This window comes from Bacillus sp. FSL W8-0183, assembly GCF_038006825.1.
GTDB classification, from domain to species: domain Bacteria; phylum Bacillota; class Bacilli; order Bacillales; family Bacillaceae; genus Bacillus; species Bacillus altitudinis.
In genome coordinates this window covers 1,885,787-1,903,505 of the sequence record NZ_JBBOVY010000001.1, presented here as the reverse complement: position 1 = coordinate 1,903,505, position 17,719 = coordinate 1,885,787, and the positions used below count along the sequence as shown (strand labels likewise).

The 17,719-nt window shown below is 38.8% G+C and carries 20 protein-coding genes and 1 pseudogene; 5 read left to right on the top strand and 16 right to left on the bottom strand.

The features are described from left to right. Positions 1 to 498: 498 nt before the first annotated feature. The 3 genes from NSQ64_RS09980 to NSQ64_RS09970 form a co-directional block, all read right to left on the bottom strand. Positions 499 to 1,350: an SDR family oxidoreductase gene (locus tag NSQ64_RS09980; protein WP_341016281.1), complete on the bottom strand. Its 852-nt coding sequence runs from the start codon at positions 1,348 to 1,350 to the stop codon at positions 499 to 501. A gap of 135 nt (positions 1,351 to 1,485) precedes the next feature. Further along, positions 1,486 to 1,902 carry an Rrf2 family transcriptional regulator gene (locus NSQ64_RS09975; protein WP_268363547.1) on the bottom strand — a complete coding sequence of 139 codons (417 nt, stop codon included), beginning with the start codon at positions 1,900 to 1,902 and terminating at the stop codon, positions 1,486 to 1,488. A gap of 48 nt (positions 1,903 to 1,950) precedes the next feature. Beyond that, a complete protein-coding gene (locus tag NSQ64_RS09970) occupies positions 1,951 to 2,424 on the bottom strand; it encodes a VOC family protein (RefSeq protein ID WP_160757657.1) in 474 nt (157 codons plus the stop codon). A gap of 159 nt (positions 2,425 to 2,583) precedes the next feature. Between NSQ64_RS09970 and NSQ64_RS09965 the strand changes: the two genes are divergently transcribed. Next, positions 2,584 to 3,027, top strand: coding sequence for a DUF2188 domain-containing protein (locus tag NSQ64_RS09965; protein WP_160757658.1), 444 nt, complete (start codon positions 2,584 to 2,586; stop codon positions 3,025 to 3,027). Positions 3,028 to 3,055: 28 nt separating this feature from the next. Here the strand turns inward: NSQ64_RS09965 and ku are convergent, their stop codons facing one another. Beyond that, positions 3,056 to 3,904 (bottom strand): non-homologous end joining protein Ku, encoded by an 849-nt coding sequence (ku, locus tag NSQ64_RS09960; protein WP_160757659.1) that lies wholly within the window; start codon positions 3,902 to 3,904, stop codon positions 3,056 to 3,058. 115 nt (positions 3,905 to 4,019) lie between these two features. Here ku and NSQ64_RS09955 point away from each other — a divergent pair, with 115 nt between their 5' ends. Then, entirely contained in the window at positions 4,020 to 5,885 is a 1,866-nt protein-coding gene (locus tag NSQ64_RS09955) for a DNA ligase D (RefSeq protein ID WP_341016271.1), read from the top strand. A 34-nt stretch (positions 5,886 to 5,919) separates the two neighbouring features. Beyond that, positions 5,920 to 6,615: a YoaK family protein gene (locus NSQ64_RS09950; RefSeq protein WP_008343947.1), complete on the top strand. Its 696-nt coding sequence runs from the start codon at positions 5,920 to 5,922 to the stop codon at positions 6,613 to 6,615. Between the two features lie 39 nt (positions 6,616 to 6,654). On the opposite strand, the gene NSQ64_RS09945 is transcribed toward NSQ64_RS09950, so the two are convergent. The 5 genes from NSQ64_RS09945 to NSQ64_RS09925 all read right to left on the bottom strand — a co-directional run bounded on the left by NSQ64_RS09945 (position 6,655) and on the right by NSQ64_RS09925 (position 10,688). Then, positions 6,655 to 6,876 carry a hypothetical protein gene (locus NSQ64_RS09945; RefSeq protein WP_024719106.1) on the bottom strand — a complete coding sequence of 74 codons (222 nt, stop codon included), beginning with the start codon at positions 6,874 to 6,876 and terminating at the stop codon, positions 6,655 to 6,657. Positions 6,877 to 7,338: 462 nt separating this feature from the next. Beyond that, a complete protein-coding gene (locus NSQ64_RS09940; RefSeq protein WP_341016269.1) occupies positions 7,339 to 8,451 on the bottom strand; it encodes a response regulator aspartate phosphatase in 1,113 nt (370 codons plus the stop codon). Between the two features lie 244 nt (positions 8,452 to 8,695). Further along, the gene (locus NSQ64_RS09935; protein WP_341016267.1) at positions 8,696 to 9,571 is read right to left on the bottom strand and encodes a BclA C-terminal domain-containing protein; all 876 of its coding nucleotides are present in this window, start codon (positions 9,569 to 9,571) and stop codon (positions 8,696 to 8,698) included. 44 nt (positions 9,572 to 9,615) lie between these two features. After that, complete coding sequence (locus NSQ64_RS09930; protein ID WP_008343952.1) at positions 9,616 to 9,960, bottom strand: DUF3992 domain-containing protein; 345 nt, start codon at positions 9,958 to 9,960, stop codon at positions 9,616 to 9,618. A gap of 74 nt (positions 9,961 to 10,034) precedes the next feature. Further along, positions 10,035 to 10,688, bottom strand: a complete 654-nt coding sequence (locus NSQ64_RS09925; protein ID WP_024720419.1) for a CotZ-related putative spore coat protein — start codon at positions 10,686 to 10,688, stop codon at positions 10,035 to 10,037. Between the two features lie 385 nt (positions 10,689 to 11,073). On the opposite strand from NSQ64_RS09925, the gene NSQ64_RS09920 reads away from it, so the two are divergent. Then, on the top strand, positions 11,074 to 11,445 hold the full coding sequence (locus tag NSQ64_RS09920) for an iron chaperone (protein WP_024720418.1): 372 nt from the start codon (positions 11,074 to 11,076) through the stop codon (positions 11,443 to 11,445). A 57-nt stretch (positions 11,446 to 11,502) separates the two neighbouring features. On the opposite strand, the gene NSQ64_RS09915 is transcribed toward NSQ64_RS09920, so the two are convergent. Continuing rightward, positions 11,503 to 12,084: an undecaprenyl-diphosphatase gene (locus NSQ64_RS09915; protein WP_341016264.1), complete on the bottom strand. Its 582-nt coding sequence runs from the start codon at positions 12,082 to 12,084 to the stop codon at positions 11,503 to 11,505. Positions 12,085 to 12,224: 140 nt separating this feature from the next. Next, positions 12,225 to 12,767, bottom strand: coding sequence for a GNAT family N-acetyltransferase (locus NSQ64_RS09910; RefSeq protein WP_024720416.1), 543 nt, complete (start codon positions 12,765 to 12,767; stop codon positions 12,225 to 12,227). A gap of 186 nt (positions 12,768 to 12,953) precedes the next feature. On the opposite strand from NSQ64_RS09910, the gene NSQ64_RS09905 reads away from it, so the two are divergent. Then, complete coding sequence (locus tag NSQ64_RS09905) at positions 12,954 to 13,415, top strand: macro domain-containing protein (RefSeq protein ID WP_072367228.1); 462 nt, start codon at positions 12,954 to 12,956, stop codon at positions 13,413 to 13,415. Positions 13,416 to 13,470: 55 nt separating this feature from the next. Here NSQ64_RS09905 and NSQ64_RS09900 read toward each other — a convergent pair whose 3' ends face one another. From NSQ64_RS09900 to NSQ64_RS09880, 5 genes and pseudogenes are all read right to left on the bottom strand, one after another. Continuing rightward, positions 13,471 to 13,959: an immunity protein YezG family protein gene (locus NSQ64_RS09900; protein ID WP_268382046.1), complete on the bottom strand. Its 489-nt coding sequence runs from the start codon at positions 13,957 to 13,959 to the stop codon at positions 13,471 to 13,473. 24 nt (positions 13,960 to 13,983) lie between these two features. Further along, entirely contained in the window at positions 13,984 to 14,457 is a 474-nt protein-coding gene (locus NSQ64_RS09895) for a DNA/RNA non-specific endonuclease (RefSeq protein WP_341018283.1), read from the bottom strand. A gap of 60 nt (positions 14,458 to 14,517) precedes the next feature. Further along, positions 14,518 to 15,059: pseudogene (locus NSQ64_RS09890) on the bottom strand (T7SS effector LXG polymorphic toxin); the annotation flags it as partial. A gap of 183 nt (positions 15,060 to 15,242) precedes the next feature. Then, positions 15,243 to 16,121, bottom strand: a complete 879-nt coding sequence (locus NSQ64_RS09885) for a hypothetical protein (RefSeq protein ID WP_341016257.1) — start codon at positions 16,119 to 16,121, stop codon at positions 15,243 to 15,245. A gap of 575 nt (positions 16,122 to 16,696) precedes the next feature. Further along, positions 16,697 to 17,032 (bottom strand): hypothetical protein, encoded by a 336-nt coding sequence (locus tag NSQ64_RS09880; protein WP_041507239.1) that lies wholly within the window; start codon positions 17,030 to 17,032, stop codon positions 16,697 to 16,699. Positions 17,033 to 17,719 lie beyond the last annotated feature (687 nt).

The window sequence follows — 17,719 nt, the reverse complement described above, 5'->3', positions numbered from 1 at the left end:
CCATTCGCAGATGGGATCTGTGTGAGATTTATGTTCTTTCCACTTAATTGAAGGGATGCTTCTGAAGGGCCATTGAAAGAACCGTCTTGATAGGTTAATAAAACGTCACCCTGATATAGCGAATGAGCAACGAATACTTTTGGGTTGCTCTCTTTGTTCGAATCAAGTAAAACAAATGGTGAAACAACGGCTGAACGAAAACCGAGTTCAATCATAATGACGATGATTGTGATCATACTGGCAGTCAAATAAGAGAGGAAGGCTTTGCGTAACATGTCATCACATCCTGCTGTTTAATAGGATTAAAACAAAATGAATATCTTGAATAATGTATTTCATAATAAAGTAAGCGTCATTCATTTGTTGAATCATCTCTTAAAATTCTAACATCTTCATACAAGAATATGTACGACAAAATGGACATTACACCTATATTTTCAAAATAACGGATCAACAAGGATAGAAAAAACGCCCTTTTTACAGGACGTTTTTACATGTTTAATTTGATATCATTTCTCGTATTCTATCTTCAATAGGTGTTAAAGAACGGCCTAATAGTTTTTCGAAATCATGGCTTTCGACTGCTAATGCCCCATCCCGAATTCCGCTTTGCATCGCTTTGACAAATGGAACAGCTTCTTTCGGTACACCATTTGACGCTAAAAATTCTCCAAATGTATCTACATCCATGTGTTCTACTTTGATTTCTTTCCCGCTCACGTTGCTAACCATTTGTGCAAGTTCAGTATGTGTACGAAGCGGTCCTGACAATTCATAGATTTCCTGATCATGTGCCGGCAGTGTTAACGCATTTGCTGCTGCTTCTGCATAGTCATTTCTTGTTGCCCAGCCGACTTTACCTTCACCAATTGGGCTGATAAACGGCGCTCCGTTGACTGATGCCAGAATCGTATCTTTTTCATTTTCCACATACCAATTGTTTCTTAAAAAAACATGAGGGATGCCAGAGGCCAAAATCGCTTCTTCTGTTTTTGCATGGTCATGTGCTAGGTTAAGCTGACTTTCTCTTGCATTGACGACACTTGTATAAGCAATAAATGATACATTCGCTGCTTTCGCTGCTTCGATGGCATTTAGATGCTGCTTCACTCGTTCTCCATCCCCAGACGAAATGATCAAAAGACGGTCAATCCCTTGAAACGCTGATTGAAGTGTATCCGGCTGTGTGAAGTCTCCTTTGCGCACATCCACCCCAGCTTCCTTTAGATGTACTGCTTTTTGCGGATCTCGAACACTGACCGCCAATTGTTCAGATGGTACTTTTGCGAGCAAATGTTTCACGACGAGCGATCCAAGTTGTCCTGTTGCACCTGTCACTAATAATTTCATTAATTTGACCTCCTCATTTTTCGTTCAACGGTGATGTTTCATGTATGAAGCAGCTGGTTTCTTGCATAAGATCATCCGTTATAATCAAAATGGTTACAACGAAGGGATAAAAAAAGCTCTGTGTATGAGCTTTTTCTACTCTTCTGCCTCCATCAATAACTGCTTGATTGTCACTTGTTTTAGGCGATGCTCAAGTGCAGACTGTGCTTCTTTGAGTTCTTTCCGCAGTCTCGTATCCATGGCTTGACCAATTCGACACGCAATGACTGGTTGATGAAAATTAAACAACTCTTCATCATCGATTACATCCACAGCCCGGTACACATCTAGCAGTGTGATGTCCTCTGCCGGTCTTTTTAAAGAAGCACCGCCAACTCCTCGGCGAATCTCAATGAGATCCGCCTTTTTGAGCATAGCCATCATTTTTCTGATAATGACTGGATTTGAATTGACACTTTCTGCAATAAAATCCCCTGTGCACTCTTTTGAAACACCCGCAATAAAAGATAAGATATGAACAGCAATGGTATACCTGCTGCTAATTTGTTTCACATTCCTTCACCACCGTTGTAATCAATATAGTTACAATGAGCGGTTTTGTCAATCAATAAACGGATTTTTCTTTCTTTCCCAATCTTCAAATGTCATCATCTCATGATGTTCTGCTGCATCAATTTCTAACGGTGCAATACATTCAAGCAGATTCCCATCGGGATCAAGAAAATAAATGGCGGCATGAAATTGTGGTGGATTATCAAGTACTAAAGGCTGTTGCTCTTCCGAAAAGCCAAACATCGGATGTATGCTGATCCCTTTTTCTATCAGCCATTCTTTGATCTGTGCAATGCTGGATGTTTCCATTTGGAAGGCAACATGCCGAGTCGCTGGATGATATGGAATAGTGGACATATCCGCTTTCCATATGCCAAGCCAGCTCTTTCCTTTCTCAATCCATAAAAAGGCCACTCTTTCATTTTCATAAGCAAGTGTTAATTCCAACTTTTCAAAAAATGAAATGGATGCCTTGATATCACTCACAGGCAAATGCGCTTCATACAAGCCTTTCATCATCATTTCAATCACTCCTTTACTATCTTCTATTGTGCAGGAATTAAAAACATTCTTCCTCAGCAAAACGATGTATTTCAACCAAGCCATTGGATTGAGATGGTTAAATGTTTGATCCATTGCATATGGGGGAAGGTGTTCAAATAAAAGAAAGGAGCGTTCAATATGTCTTGGACAATGGAAGATTATCCAGCTTCATTCCAATCACTAGACAAAGTCATTCGAAAAAAAGCACTTGAGATTGCCAACAAAATGGTGCAGGAAGGCTATGAAGAAGGTAGAGCGATTCCAATTGCGATCAATCAAGCGAAAGAGTGGAAAAAGAATGCGACGGAAAAAGAAATGGAGGACTTTCACTCTCATGGTTCTGTGACTCCTTCTAAGAAAAGCAGCTCTGCACGACCTGAGCTCATGGATCATGCGCAGCATGTCGTGAAACATGATGAAGGCTGGGCGGTTCAAACTGAAAAAGCGAAGCGTGCAAGTGAGGTAAAAGAAACGAAACAGGAAGCCATCGACCGCGCGAAAGAGATTTCATCTAAAAAAGGAACAGCAGTTGTCATCCACCGAACAGACGGGACGATTCAGGATGTGGTGAAGCCAAAATAAGACCGCCCTTTGGCGAGCGGTCTTTTCTTTATGCATTCTTTTCTTTTTTAGCGGGTGCTTTTCTTTTCTTAGGTGCTGCTTTTTTCGTTTTTTCTGGTTTTGATCGATCGATAGAAGCCTGCAAAGCGGCCATCAAATCAGTGACATTGGATGAAGCCTCTTTTTTACCTGTCGTTTCTGGTTGAACGGTATGTTCTCCAGAAATTTTGTCTCCAATTACATTCATCAGCTGCTCTCTGTATTCATCGCGATAAGCGGCTGGATCGAATGTGGTGGTCAGCTGCTCAATTAAAAGGAGTGCTGTATCTAACTCTTTCTCCACGATATTTTCCTCTTGCGGGATATTCGGGACGTCTGATACTTGCCTAATTTCGTCAGGGAAATGAATGGTTTCCATTAGTAAAATATGTTCGTAGCACCTAACAATCGCTAATTGCTCCTTTGAGCGAATCATGATCTTGGCTACACCGATTTTCCCTGATTCTTGTAACGCTTTTCTTAATAATGAATAAGCCTTTGCTCCGCCAGTATCTGGAGATAGAAAATAACTTCTTTCATAATAGATGGGGTCGATTTCTTCTATCTTCACAAAATCAATAATTTCGACGGCTTTTTCTTCATTTTCTTTTCTCAACCTCTCGAGTTCTTCCTCATCCAATTCAATGAATTTATTTTTGGCATACTCGTACGCTTTTACAATTTGCTCTGGCGCTACCTCCTCGCCGCAGTTAGCACAAACCTTTTTGTAGTTAATCGGCGTATGGCATTCTTTATGAAGCTGTCTTAATTTAATATCTTTGTTTTCTGTAGCGGTAAACAGCTTGACTGGAATATTCACCAGTCCGAAGCTAATGCCACCCTTCCATACTGTATGCATCGTAACGCCTCCGTTCTTTTCTCCTTACTATGTAATGTTTTCATCAGAGTTATGTATGTTTATGAAAATTTCATCCCACTCTAAGAACACATGATGTAAGGAAGTGAAAAACACAATGAAACCGATGCGTTTAACGTCTGCACATGATATTCCTGTTGGAGCAGACTGGCTGTATGAATTAAAATATGACGGCTTCAGGGTCATTCTTATTTGGGAAAAAGACACCGTCCATTTAGAGAGCAGAGCCGGAAAGCGATTAAATGAACAATTTCCTGAAGTCATTGATCAGTGCCAGCAACTAACAAAGCAGCTTGCACCTTTTTTACCGCTGACCCTAGATGGAGAATTGGTCTTTTTACTGAGTGAACAAGAAAGCGACTTTACAAAGGTTCAGCAAAGAGGCCGCCTGAAAAACACAGAAACCATTCAACGCCAGGCTATGCGGTTTCCATGTCATTTGATTGCATTTGATCTATTGAGATTTAAAGGGAAATCCCTCGTTGATTTACCGCTGATTGAAAGAAAAGCTGAGCTGCATGAGGTGTTCCAAGCTGCAAACCTTCCTCCCTCCGTTCAGCTGAATCACCCCTCTCTTCTTCAAATCATCCAAACCGATAGCAGCCCTGATGACATGAAAAAAATCATGCTGACCTATTTAGCGGAAGGATTAGTTGCTAAAAAGAAGATGAGTAAATGGCAGGAGCATACCCGCTCGAAAGAATGGCTCAAAATCAAAAATTGGCGGTATGTATCTGTCATCGTGACTCGTTTTGATAAAGACAATGGCTATTTTCAAGGATGTCTTTATCAAGAAACGAATCTCATAGAGGTTGTCCAATTTAAGCATGGTTTTTCTAAAGAAGAAGAACAAACCCTGCGCACCTTATTTCTAACGAAAGGTCAAATGACTGGAGCATCACATTATGAAATCCCACCATCCATTGTCGCAAAGATTGCCTGTATCTCTTTTGATGGATCAGCCTTACGAGAGCCCCGGTTTTCTTCGTTTTTATTCGATGCAGACCCAGCAACGTGTACCTTTCAACACATGCTCAAACAGCTTTATCCGCTCCCAGCTTTGATTGACGTCACCCACCCAGAGAAACCGGTTGTACCTGCCCTTCATATCACAAAGGCAGATTACTTACTTTATTTGAGGCAAGCCGCTCCCTATTTATTACCCTTTTTACGTGAAAGACGTCTTACGTTAATACGCTTTCCTCATGGCACTGGTGGAGAATCTTTTTATCAAAAGGCAACGCCCGATTATGCGCCTGATTTTGTTGAGACAGATCAAGCGCACGATATTACTTACACAATCTGTAATGATCCTGACACGTTGCTTTGGCTTGGTAACCAGCTGGCGATGGAATTTCATATTCCTTTTGAAACAAGAGATACAGATCGGCCTGTAGAAATTGTATTTGATTTAGATCCGCCTTCTGTTAAAGAGTTTCACCTAGCAATAGAAGCAGCCAAACGAATCAAGGTCATTTTAGATGGACTCTTTCTCACTGCATTTATTAAAACAAGTGGTGGGAAAGGGCTACAAGTTTATATCCCATTGAAGAAAAATGCCTTCACATATGAACAAACTAGACAATTCACTGCGTTCATCTGCCAATTTTTATGTGAACAAGCACCCGAGTTGTTTACGCTAGAGCGTCTAAAGAAAAACCGCGGCAACCGTTTATATTTAGACTACCTTCAACATGATGCTGGAAAAACAATCATCGCCCCGTATTCCCCGAGAGGAAACGAGCTCGGACTTGTTGCAACACCGATTGAATGGGAAGAATTAAATAGTGAAGAATGTCACCCTTCTTTATTTACGATGCCGGCTGTTATGAAACGTCTAAAGGAAAAAGGCGACCCATTCCGGCAAATGAGGCACCATGTGAATGATGATTCTTTTCGACAAGTTTTATATCAGCTGCAGGACATGTTACCAGCTCATAAAATGGACATACGCGGTCATTAAGCGTTACACTTATTCATTAGAGAGAAAGAAAGGGATGACCATTTTGACCGCACACTCAATACGAAACATTGCCCTGATGTTCTTATGTCTTACCGCAGGAATAGTGGATGTTATTGGCTATTTAAGCCTAGGGCACGTGTTTACAGCAAATATGACGGGAAATATAGTACTGCTTGGCATTGCAGCAGGCAGTTCATTGCAGTTAACCGCTCTTCATTCCATCACGGCACTTAGCGGATTTGTTCTAGGTGTTTTACTAGCTGTTGTCATAGGTGGAAAACAAGAAAAAACATTTTGGCCAAAAGCCGTTACACGCATCTTTATCATAGAAGTCATCATCTTGCTTCTATTTGCTCTTATGACCATTTTTCCTTATACGCAAGGTGCTTATTTTATGCTGATTATCCTTTTAAGTATGGCGATGGGCATGCAAACGGCGGCCGCACGCAAATTAAATGTCGCTGGCATTTCTACAACAGTTTTAACGAGTACACTTGCTAACTTATTTGAAGATTTGGCGCAACGCTTATCAAATCGGGAAAAAAGAAAAGCCCCTATTCAACATGTGAGCTTGCTGCGAATCGGTTCTATTGTCTTTTACTGCCTAGGAGCTGCTTTAGCTGCGTATACAGATGCTTACGATCCGTTTATCATCATTTGGCTGCCTATTTGCATCCTAGGGGTTATTGTGATCACAGCTACATTTAAGCACTTTCACCAATTGAAATAGCCAATCTTAGATGGCTATTTCAATCACTGTGATGAAACATTAATAACTTCTTACATAAAAACCAGGAGGACGCCCCATAATGAATGTGGAGCCATATGGAGAATATCCAGAAAACGTCCCGAACCCCCCATATCCAGGGTAACCTCCTAAGCCCGAAAACACGCCAGGGCTCACATAATACCCGCCAAAGCCAATATGAGGTCCCACTGCTCCGCCGCTAAAACCGCCGCCATGAAAGCCTCCATACACCCGTGAATCCATACAATCACCTGCCTTCAACTTACACCTCATCTCATCATATGCGTGACAAATGGAGCGGTGTTCCTTCTTTTGTAACAATTTCTATGTACAATAGACCAATTTGATGAAATTTGAATGAAAAGTCCTGCAAAAAATTAAATTAAGCAAAGAAAGGTGACCTTTTTAACTTGTTGCTCTGCCCAATGTTTATTTAGAATAATGGAGCAGGTAACAAATTTGCACACCCCCTTTGTTGCGAATTCTTCTTATTAAACGTTCTTGCAGCGTTTAATAAGAAGAGCCTATTTTCACCCATATAAAAAACCCTTGCTGATCATCATCAACAAGGGCGAGATATGATTGGGTGATTAACCACCAATGATTTTTTCTGCTACTTCGAAAGAACCCGCTACATTTTCAGTTAAAACAGCCGCAGCGACCGCTAACCCTACAACGAATAATACTTTTAATCCTGTTTTCATCTTATATCAACCCCATTCTTTTCATATGTAAATCCGCTTCTAAACTTTTATTCAAGTAAAAAACAGACTGCTCATAAAGTGCTTGCTTTTCACAATACTTTGCAGCAAAGTGAGAAAGCTCTTTCACTTCATGATATTCATTCTTTTCTTCTAACTTTCTTAATTTCTCATTAATTTGCTGAAATCTTTGTGGTACATTCGTTAAGTAAAGATCATGTACGATGCCTATTTTGAGCTGAAACACTTCATGAGAAGCTTCTTTCATTCGGGCATATGCAGCCTCTATATACTGGCTTGCACGCTGCTTTTCACCAATCACACAGAGTTCCCGGCTGATCAGATACGTAGAATGGAAAAAGAAATCTGAATCATAATACTCTTGATGAGACAATGCTTTTTCAAGATGTCGTATAGATTCTTTCGGTTTATCCCAAAATGAATATAAAATGGCCACATTATGGTGGTGCTGAGCCAGCATAAAATCATCCTGTTCGCTAGTCAACACCTCTTCCGCTAAACGATAATTCTCAAGCGCTTCTTCGTACCTGCCAATCTCTGTAAGGTTGGCTGCAATAAGAGAATATGAAAGTGCAGTTCTTCTTTCATAGTGCTTGTGACGCTTATAGACGTGTAGAGCCCTACGAATATAACTTAATGAAAGCATAATATGACTCAGGCGATAGTAAAGCCACGCGACCTTAAAATCGAAATCAGCGCGTTCGATTTCACTTGGAATTTTATCTAAGAGCTTTTCCGCACTTTGATACATCTGTAATGCAACCTCATAATTCCCCTGATGCTGTTCATACACACCCTCATAAAAATCAAAATAATAAGCAAGGCGATTAGACAAATCATCATCTTTTTTCCCATAATGGCCTTCTATACTTTTCGTTGAAACATTGCCTTTTTGCCCTCTTAAATTGTACATCAGAATATGATGCCTTTTCTCTAGAAGAGAATAATACATGAGGATGTCAGCATCATCAATTTCCTCTACTGCCTGTTTCGCTTTAGCAAATAGCCGTTCTGCCTCATCTGCATGATCTTTTTTGATTTCCATGTTCCAGTCATTTAATAGTGATGCCAATTCCGCCACAGGAACTTTGCTCATTCTACACCCCCAATCACCTTCAGCTACACCACATGATTTCACTAAATATGGAACTTCTATTAGCAATTGCTAATTCGTCCATTTGACATCATTTTAATATGAATCACTTGAATCTTCAATAACTGATTCCTTTGTTATTGCGTTTCTTTCTCCTAGTCAATGATGTATACACTAAAAATCCCGTCTTTTTTCTATTAAAGGACACGGTTGAATTGAAAAAAAGCCCTTATTGGGCTTTTTGGATTTATTCCAATCTGATAATGGTTAATGCCGCTCCAACAGATCCCCCGCCAAGTAATACTACGGTTGCGACTAAACCGAATATTTGAAGAGAAATTTGATTCCCTGCTGCAAGTGTTGTAATGAGAGATACATTGTAGGTAGATGTAGATAAAGCAGGTGTTAAAATAGACCCTGCTATGGGTGTTCCGTTGTTAATCACCCTTGTTCCTGCCAGAAGTGCAGCGCTTGTATTTACTTGATACGTGATAAAATACCGCCCTGAAACAGGTACAGTAAACACCGTATTACCACCACTTACGGTAAATCCATCTAAACTTTGGTTATTAGGCAGCGTCACTGCCGTTCCGCCTAAAACAACCAGCATCGTACTTCCCGACGTATTGGATGCGTACATCGAGTTAGTTGTTAAACTAGTACCGGTTGGACCTGTGTCACCTGTTGTGCCCGTTGCACCGGTTGGACCTGTGGCTCCCGTTGGGCCAGTTACTCCTGTTGAACCTGTGGCTCCCGTTGGACCCGTCGAGCCGGTTGCGCCGGTTACTCCTGTTGAACCCGTGGCTCCAGTTGCACCGGTTACTCCTGTTGAACCTGTGGCTCCCGTTGCACCGGTTGGACCTGTGACTCCAGTTGTGCCCGTTGCACCGGTTGGACCTGTGGCTCCCGTTGGGCCAGTTACTCCTGTTGAACCCGTGGCTCCCGTTGGACCAGTTACTCCTGTTGAGCCGGTTGGACCGGTTACTCCCGTTGAACCCGTGGCTCCAGTTGCACCGGTTACTCCTGTTGAACCCGTGGCTCCAGTTGCACCGGTTACTCCTGTTGAACCCGTGGCTCCAGTCGGGCCGGTTATTCCTCCACACATATTAAGTTGGGCGCACATGTCTCTCACTACTTTCAAACTGTGGAATCTTCAAGACATACACACTAATACTGATAATTGAGAGAAAACGAAACGACAATACTTCCAGTCGAGGTTCCACCAGTAGCTAAAATCCCAATCGAGTTCAGATCACTGAGCGTAATGGATCGACTCTCTCCTGGCGGTACCGTGAAATCAGGAACAGCTGTACCGTTTACCTCTAAAGCCACAGTAGGTGCTACAGCCACAATCCCATTGTTTTCCACCATGATGGTTCCGTTTATGACATAAGGTGTTCCATCTGTCCAGACGACAACTGCATCAGCTGCTGCTGCTAAATCAAGTGTGAAGCATACTGCATCATTTACAAAGCCCGCTTGTTCATTACTACATCCGCCTAAAATAGCCATTTTAACCCTCCTTCAACCTAGTCTTGATAGACTATGATCCATTGATATTGGATGATTGTGCGATTATCACAGCTTCAAAGCTTTATTTTTCTTCTTTGCACCATGTTGATTTGCATGTCTAATCGTGCTTGCACATTTTCAGTTGATGGAGATTTCAAGATAAATTTCACATCTTTCACAGTAATCGCACGACTTTCTCCTTTTTGGACAAGAAGATCATAACAAAATGTACCAGTGTGAATCCTAATTGCGACTGGTACATCCTGATGATCTTGATGATGCAACACAACAGTTGCCGTATTGAGAAATTTTGTTCCATTCCGCCATACTTCCACCGAACTGGGCGTTGTGGAAAAACAAAGAAAGATGTGGTGAGATTCTATGTTTTTTAAAATAAGCGCATCATATACAGGAAGCTCTACTTCAATGATTCCACATAAAAAAGAAAGATCTACAAGAATTTTCGAACTGGATCGATACAAAACTTTTTGACAGCATGTTGATCTATTGCAGCACGGTACAAGAAGTTCCAACACCACACAATTCTGCTTTTCATTGATAGAGCTCAAAGAAAAATAGCAAGTCTTAAACACACTTCTTTCAAAAAACACCCATGAGTAAAAAGGTTCCCCATCTTCCATGGTGAGCAAAAAGGGAGAACTCATCGAACGTTTGTGAGTAAAGCCTTCTAATTTTGTTTGATTGTTTATCTCTTTTAGTTTACTCATCAACAGGTTTGTCACTTACAATCAGCCCAATTCCATGCTGTATACATAACTATATGGTCTTTTATCATATGTGCCTTTGACTATTTTGTGCGATTGGATTAGATGATGAGCATAGCTTTTCATTTTTCAAGTTTCTCTATATAATATGAACAAGAACTTTCCGTGCCTCAGTAGCTCTAGAAGGGAAGAGCGCCGTAAAACAATTGTAGCTGGCGGGTCGCAAGGCAAGGGTTTCAGAAGCACCGAAAAGCAAATGAGCTGAGACAGGTGAAACTCCTGTCGGTGAAATTCCGTAGGGAAGCGTGTTGCCCCCTAGCCTATGCTTACGAAAGGAGTGCGGGTTCGAATCCCGTCTGAGGCTTGATGAATATGGAGGATGAAAACAATGCAGGTTTTTAAAGAATATGTAAGTAACATCAGTCATCCAGAGCTGAAACAGCGCATGCAAGACATCTTACAATGGATATCAGACACATTCCCTCAATTAGAGCCAAGAATTGCTTGGAATCAGCCCATGTTCACAGATCATGGCACATTTATTATTGGATTTAGCGTCGCAAAACACCACATTTCTGTCGCACCAGAAGGAAAAGGGATTGATCACTTTTCAGCAGATATTGTACAAGCTGGTTATGACCATGGAAAAAAGATGTTTCGGATGAAGGAAAGCTTACCGATTGACTATCCTCTGTTAAAAAAAATCATCGAATTTAACATTGAAGACAAAGCAGATTGTTCCACATTTTGGCGAAAATAATAAACACCCCGATCTGATGTCATAACAGATTGGGGTGTTTTTTCGTGGACTTACATATTATTTGATTCTCTCTCCTGTCCATTTCTGCTCCACCCATTCATAGCACGACAGAAGCAGGCTAACGCCCTTTTGGAATAGCGGCAAATAAACAACCGTTACTGCCGTTAAACAGGCGATCATAGCACCAGCCAACACATCAAATGGATAATGAACACCTACCCAAATCCTTGAAAAGCCTACAGCGCAGGCAATGAAAAGCCAATAAATACGACGCTTGTGGAAAAGCCAAAAGACTATACAAATGGAAAAAATAAAAATGGTGTGATCACTCGGAAAAGAGTTGTTCACTTCCTTTTCGATTAAAAGATTGACTTGATTCAATTCTGCAAAGGGCTGTTGATTGGAATAAAAGAGCCCAGCGACTTTCCCTAACATCTCTGCCAAGATAAAGGTCAACCCAGCAGATATCATCATCCATCTGTTTCTTCTGCTCCGATTTTGAAACCACATGATCAAAAACATGATCGCAATGAACATCACTGAATATTCAGCCAATCCAATAAGAACTGGATTTAAGACATCGTGATTCATACTAAGTTGATTAATCGACCGAAATACCCGTTCATTAAACTCCTGCATCTCATTTCATTCCTTTTGCTTCGTTTAGGAAAAGGATAAATGAAAAAAGAAGCCCGTGACATCGATCGAGCGAACAAAATAAAGGGATCATCTCACATTTTTGTCACTTCGTTGTCATCCGGATACAAAGAAACAAAGCACTATTTAGAATGAAACTGCTCCCATTCTTTTTTCAGCAAAGCATATTGATAGGTGTTGTCATATTTAGGTGTGCCATCCTCATTTGTAGTAAATGAAACAAACTCAAGAAAGAGGCCTTCTTTCCTCATGCCTAAACGCTCACATAATGTTTGAGATCGATCATTGTCATCTTCTACATATGCATATAAGCGCCTTGCTCCTTGATTGACAAATAGATATGACAAGAGAGCTTCTGCACTTTCACGGGCATATCCCTTCCCTTCATATAACGCATGAAAATTCCAGCCAATTGAATACGTGTCAGGCTCATCTTTTAAATGAAACAGTTCACCGATAATCAACTGACTTTCTTTTAAACAAATCGCCATATAAGAGTGATCTGCTTTTCTTTTTTGCACCTTAGCGACCGCTTCTTCTAATGTAGAGATTTGATCATCCAGAAAACAATTTACTCTTGGATGAGATAAGTATGCAAGCATTCCAGGTGCATCTTCATCGCGAAATGGTCTAAGAATTAACCGTTTTGTTTCTATTTTATCCATAAGGGTCTCCTTACTATTTCTTCTTTATCTTTCACTATTTTAGATGTCATGGACTGTTTTTGATCATTTGATCGCATGGACGTATCCATTTTTTAAACTCCAAGCGCTTTTTGTAATGAAATAATGTCATCAAAACTGATATAATAGAACATAAGTTTGCATTTTATTGAAAAGGGATGACTTGAAATGATCAAAACGGTAGAAGGCAATATCTTAGACGCAGAAGAAGATATCATCTGTCACCAAGTGAACTGTAAGGGTGTCATGGGAGCAGGATTAGCAAAGCAAATCAAAAGCAAATACCCAAATGTGTATAAAGACTATAAACGTTTATGTGCAGAACAAGGAGATGATTTATTAAGCTCCGTCCAGTTCATCACAACGAGCGACGGAAAAACCATTGCCAACTTATTCGCCCAAGTTGGATACGGAAGAAAAACAAAACAAACAGATGACGACGCATTACGCAGCTGCTTTGAACATCTAAAACAGACAGTGACAAATCTAAATGAAGAGAATCCCCTTCATTCTATCGCCATTCCTTATGGGATCGGCTGCGGCTTGGCAGGTGGCGATTGGACGGTTGTTCGAGAGATGATAGAAGAGGTCCTTGGTGAGTGTGAAGTGACGGTTTATCGGTTTAAATAGGTAAAATGAGAAATTCTTATGAATTACAAAAACCCTCCTTCATTTATTTGGAGGGTCATTTGCTATTTTCTTCTTTATTTTTCAAATAATCTAGCACAGCTTCTTTATCTTCCTCATCTTCAGGTAGAAATCCGAACGTTTCGTATTCCCAAACGGCTATTCTTTGATCACCATCAATACCTAATGAGAAAATATCTTCATACCCATATTCAATCGAGAATTTACCTGAATGCTCCATCTCAAGCGTGAGATTAGTCCATGAACCATAATTATTTTTTTCATAAAATGTTTTTAACTGTCTAAATAATCGTGTTAATTCAACTAAAAAATCCATATATATTGATCTACTGATATTAAATAATTTAGGTATATTGTGCCCGTAAATAAACTCCTTATCCCCCTTTTTTCTAAAGTAAAAAGTTATTTCTGCTTCGTGTTTGACCACTTCCGTATACATTCGTATTTTTTCCCATTCAACTGGAATGTTATCATGAATAAGTTCAGCTATTTTTTGATAGATAGAATCTATTGTTATGTTTTCCATATTATTCACCCTCCGATTTTATTTTCAATAATTTAGATACTTTTCTTTTCCTTCTATGCTATAAAACACACCAAACTCAGAGGGTCTAATTGAATCGTTTAAATATTTCGGCTCAATTATAACTTCTACACGCTTTGGGGGATCAGATGCTAATGCTTTTCTCCATTTCTGTTCCATTTCATACCATTTCCCGCCACTACGATTAATCTGCGAATTCATCGGCACCAGATTACCAATATCACCAGAACCTTGGAGAAGCTGGCTGTAATACATTTTTTGATCATATGTGAGATTCTCATAACCGATCTCATCTACAATCTCAAAGTACTTCGCTTCTGATAGACACGAAGGATCATTGAGCTTTTCTTTCAATTCTTTAATTCTTCGTTTTTCTTTTTCTTCTTTTTTCACCTTTAAATAGGCTTTCACTTGAGCATCAATCTGATCATGGTCCTTGTACACGTCTGTCTCATGAAATGCTTTTACATCATAATACATTGGCTGCGCATTCTTTCCTTTTCCAGTAGCAGCCATCATCTTTGCATAAAAAGTGTTGAGGTGGTTCTCAACCGCTTCTGACTTTGCGTATTCCGTTTTTAAATCATTGTCTATTTGATGTAAAACTTCAATGGTCTCTTTTCTTTTTTGTTCGCATCATCTAAATGTTCATTGACCTCTTTACTTGAAAAAGTATGTAATTCAATTAAATCACTAATATCATTAAAAATAGTGGAAAGTGCCTCTTTTTGTTCTTTGACCATATCTTTATTGTTCTGAATCCCTTGTTTCAATTGAGTGTCTAAAAAGTGCTCATCAATAAAAGTACTCCCGCCTAATGATTCATCATCAAGCTTTCCTTTGACTCCATCTAAAAAAGCCTTTTGCATATCGATAAAATCAAGATAAGCGTCTGTGTACAGCGCAAGATCCTCATAAAAAGATTTGATATTGTCTGCACCTTTTCCAGTAAATTCATCACCTAACCCCGACACACTTTTTAATGCTTTTTTCACAAGTTTCATTTCTTCTTGAAGCTCATGATAGGCCTTTGATCTCTGTTCTACAGCTGATAGTAAAGATGGAGCATCTAATATTTTCATATAAAAAAGACTCCTTTTATGGCATATTCTTTTACTAGAATACCATAAGGAGTCTGACACTTTAATCCACTTTATCGTTTTTTAGCCAATTTTGAAGGGTTTGAACATACTCATTGAATGAGATGCTGTTATCAATAGGAATTAATAAGGAATCCTACTAAAGAGAAGGGCTTCACTCTTCTCTTATCTATCTCCATATACAAAACTGTATTCTGTAACTAAATCATCTCCCCAACTATCGCTAAAACTTATTGAAGCTGGGCCAACACTAATGGAAATACCATTTATTGTTGCATAAGTGTGATGATATTTTGTGATAATATTTGCAGGATCTCCTTTTTTAGACTTTGGAATGAGTACATCTCTATCCATCGTTATAAATTGAGTATCTCCATAGCCAGGTGAAAGAATAACTCCATGACCATAATTTTTGTATGAGTCTGTATCAGCTGATAGTTGTTTATCTTCTGTTACATGTGTGAGACCACCTTTACCGTCAGCAACGGCCTTTTGTTGCTGCCAATACCCCTCAAAAGTACCTGATAATGGGACTGCAGATGTATCCCAAGCTACTGCAAAAACATCTTTCTTATGGTTAACAGGCTTTTTAAACCATTCGGCATAAGAATGATATTGATATTTATAATTAGTTCCAGATGTACCTTTATAAAAAACTTGTTGAGAAATAAGCAGTTTGCTATTTGTTGCCGGATCGGTTGGGGGTAAAGATGATAAGGTATGTATTTTATCAGATTCTCCTAAATCACCATTATCTTTCAATCCTACATCATCGTATGAAATACTTTTTCCTGTGAGCTTTTTATACTTCTTTATGTCCTCTAATTTTGTTTTTGCAATCCGCTTTTCATTCTCAGAATTATATTCAATTCGTTCTCCATCTAGTGAATTATAATATGTAGTAGACTTGACAACTTCAAGTTTGACTGAATGTTCTTGGCTTGTATTATCTTTAGTTTCCTTACTTTTTGCACTTGAAATACCCCCAAACATTGTCAATGAGAATACGAAAGCTAGTAAAATGAGTATGAACCTGTTTTTCATCCCAAACACCTCCGCCCACACATTACCATATAAAGAAAAACCTGTAAATATCTCAAGTATGGTTTTTATTATTATAAGAAAATACAAAAATTAGAATGAACCAAAAAGACAATACTTCAAACAGTCCACTGTTGTATATTTTTGAAAAAGGTAAAATCAAAGTAAAATATGTTAAAATGATGGCTCCTAACAACATGTATAATGTACTTTTCATATACATCCCCCCAACAATTTTTTCTCAACGATATCATATTTTTTAAGACCTTTCAAAAATGATTTAGCAAAGTTGCTCTTATAGTCTACACTTCGGTAGACAGTACTCAAATAGATTACTTTCACGTTCAAACTCCATCACAACTTCATCAAATTATGATAGCAATCATTAAGACACTTATTAATATTTTGCATCTCAAATCACTTGGGCTTGTAATGCCACCCTGTAATATTCTGTTTACCATTCATTTATTTTCACACCTACATGTGAAGAAAGAACTTTCTCCACCCCTTACTCCAAGTAGACACAAAGCTAAGAAAGGTGAAACTATACTCCACTAAATAATAAAAGAAAAACCCTATTATAAGGGTTTTTCTTTTTTAGAATCGTACTCTTTAATAATATCAATTGGATCAATCGCATCATCATCTTGTGTATATTCCTCTACATAAGGAGTAATTAATTTCTCAAACTGCTTTTCATCATCCACTAGAGCAATACAAGTTTCATACCCTTCAAAATCAGATGGGTATAAATTTGCAACAGCACTGCCGTTTTTCAAAGCCTGATCTATCGCATTTTTTAATTCCAATAGACCCTTCCTGTTTCCTAAAATCAATGCTTCTCTGTGATGAGTTTCTTGAGCATATATATTACACATCTCTAAAACATCATCATCATCCACTTGAATAGACATATAAAAGCACCTCCGAAGTTAAATTTAGTTCATTATATAATTCTTAATGTCAACATGCCAAAGAGCCATGACCTCAAACGTCTGATCCCAATAGTGATTGCGGACACCGCAAACAAAAATAGCTCAAACTACTTAACTGTACTTTGCTCCTTTTTATATTTCATTACTTTTATAATTCTATAAACTATTACAGCAACATAGCACACAACTAAGGTAATCAGATATTCAAAAGGAAAATCTCTTTGTACACCTTGATAAAGAAAAATAGACAAAAGGACTGTAAACAAAACTATTTGAAAAACTTCTTTTTTTATCATCCAAATCCCCCGACTTTCACTTACGTTTTATACTTTTAATTACAATCCAGAGAAAGTTATGTTACCGTGAAATTATAAAACAATCAGTCTTAACATTCTACAGTCAGTGCCATATTTAGGATTTAAGTAACAAAATTGAAAGTATGTACTATATTTGTTTTTACCTCAAATTGTTTTCTTCTCTTTCTTCATAAAAACATCCTGAAATTCTTCATAAATTTTTTTCGTTTTTTCAGAATCCCATGCTTTATACAGCTCTCGCATAAATATATACAGTGAAATTGGGTAATACCCAGAGTTCCTCTAACAGACACTGAAAGTTTCCTCTTCAAAAAGCTTAATTAATTCATTTGTTTTTTTAGTATCTCTA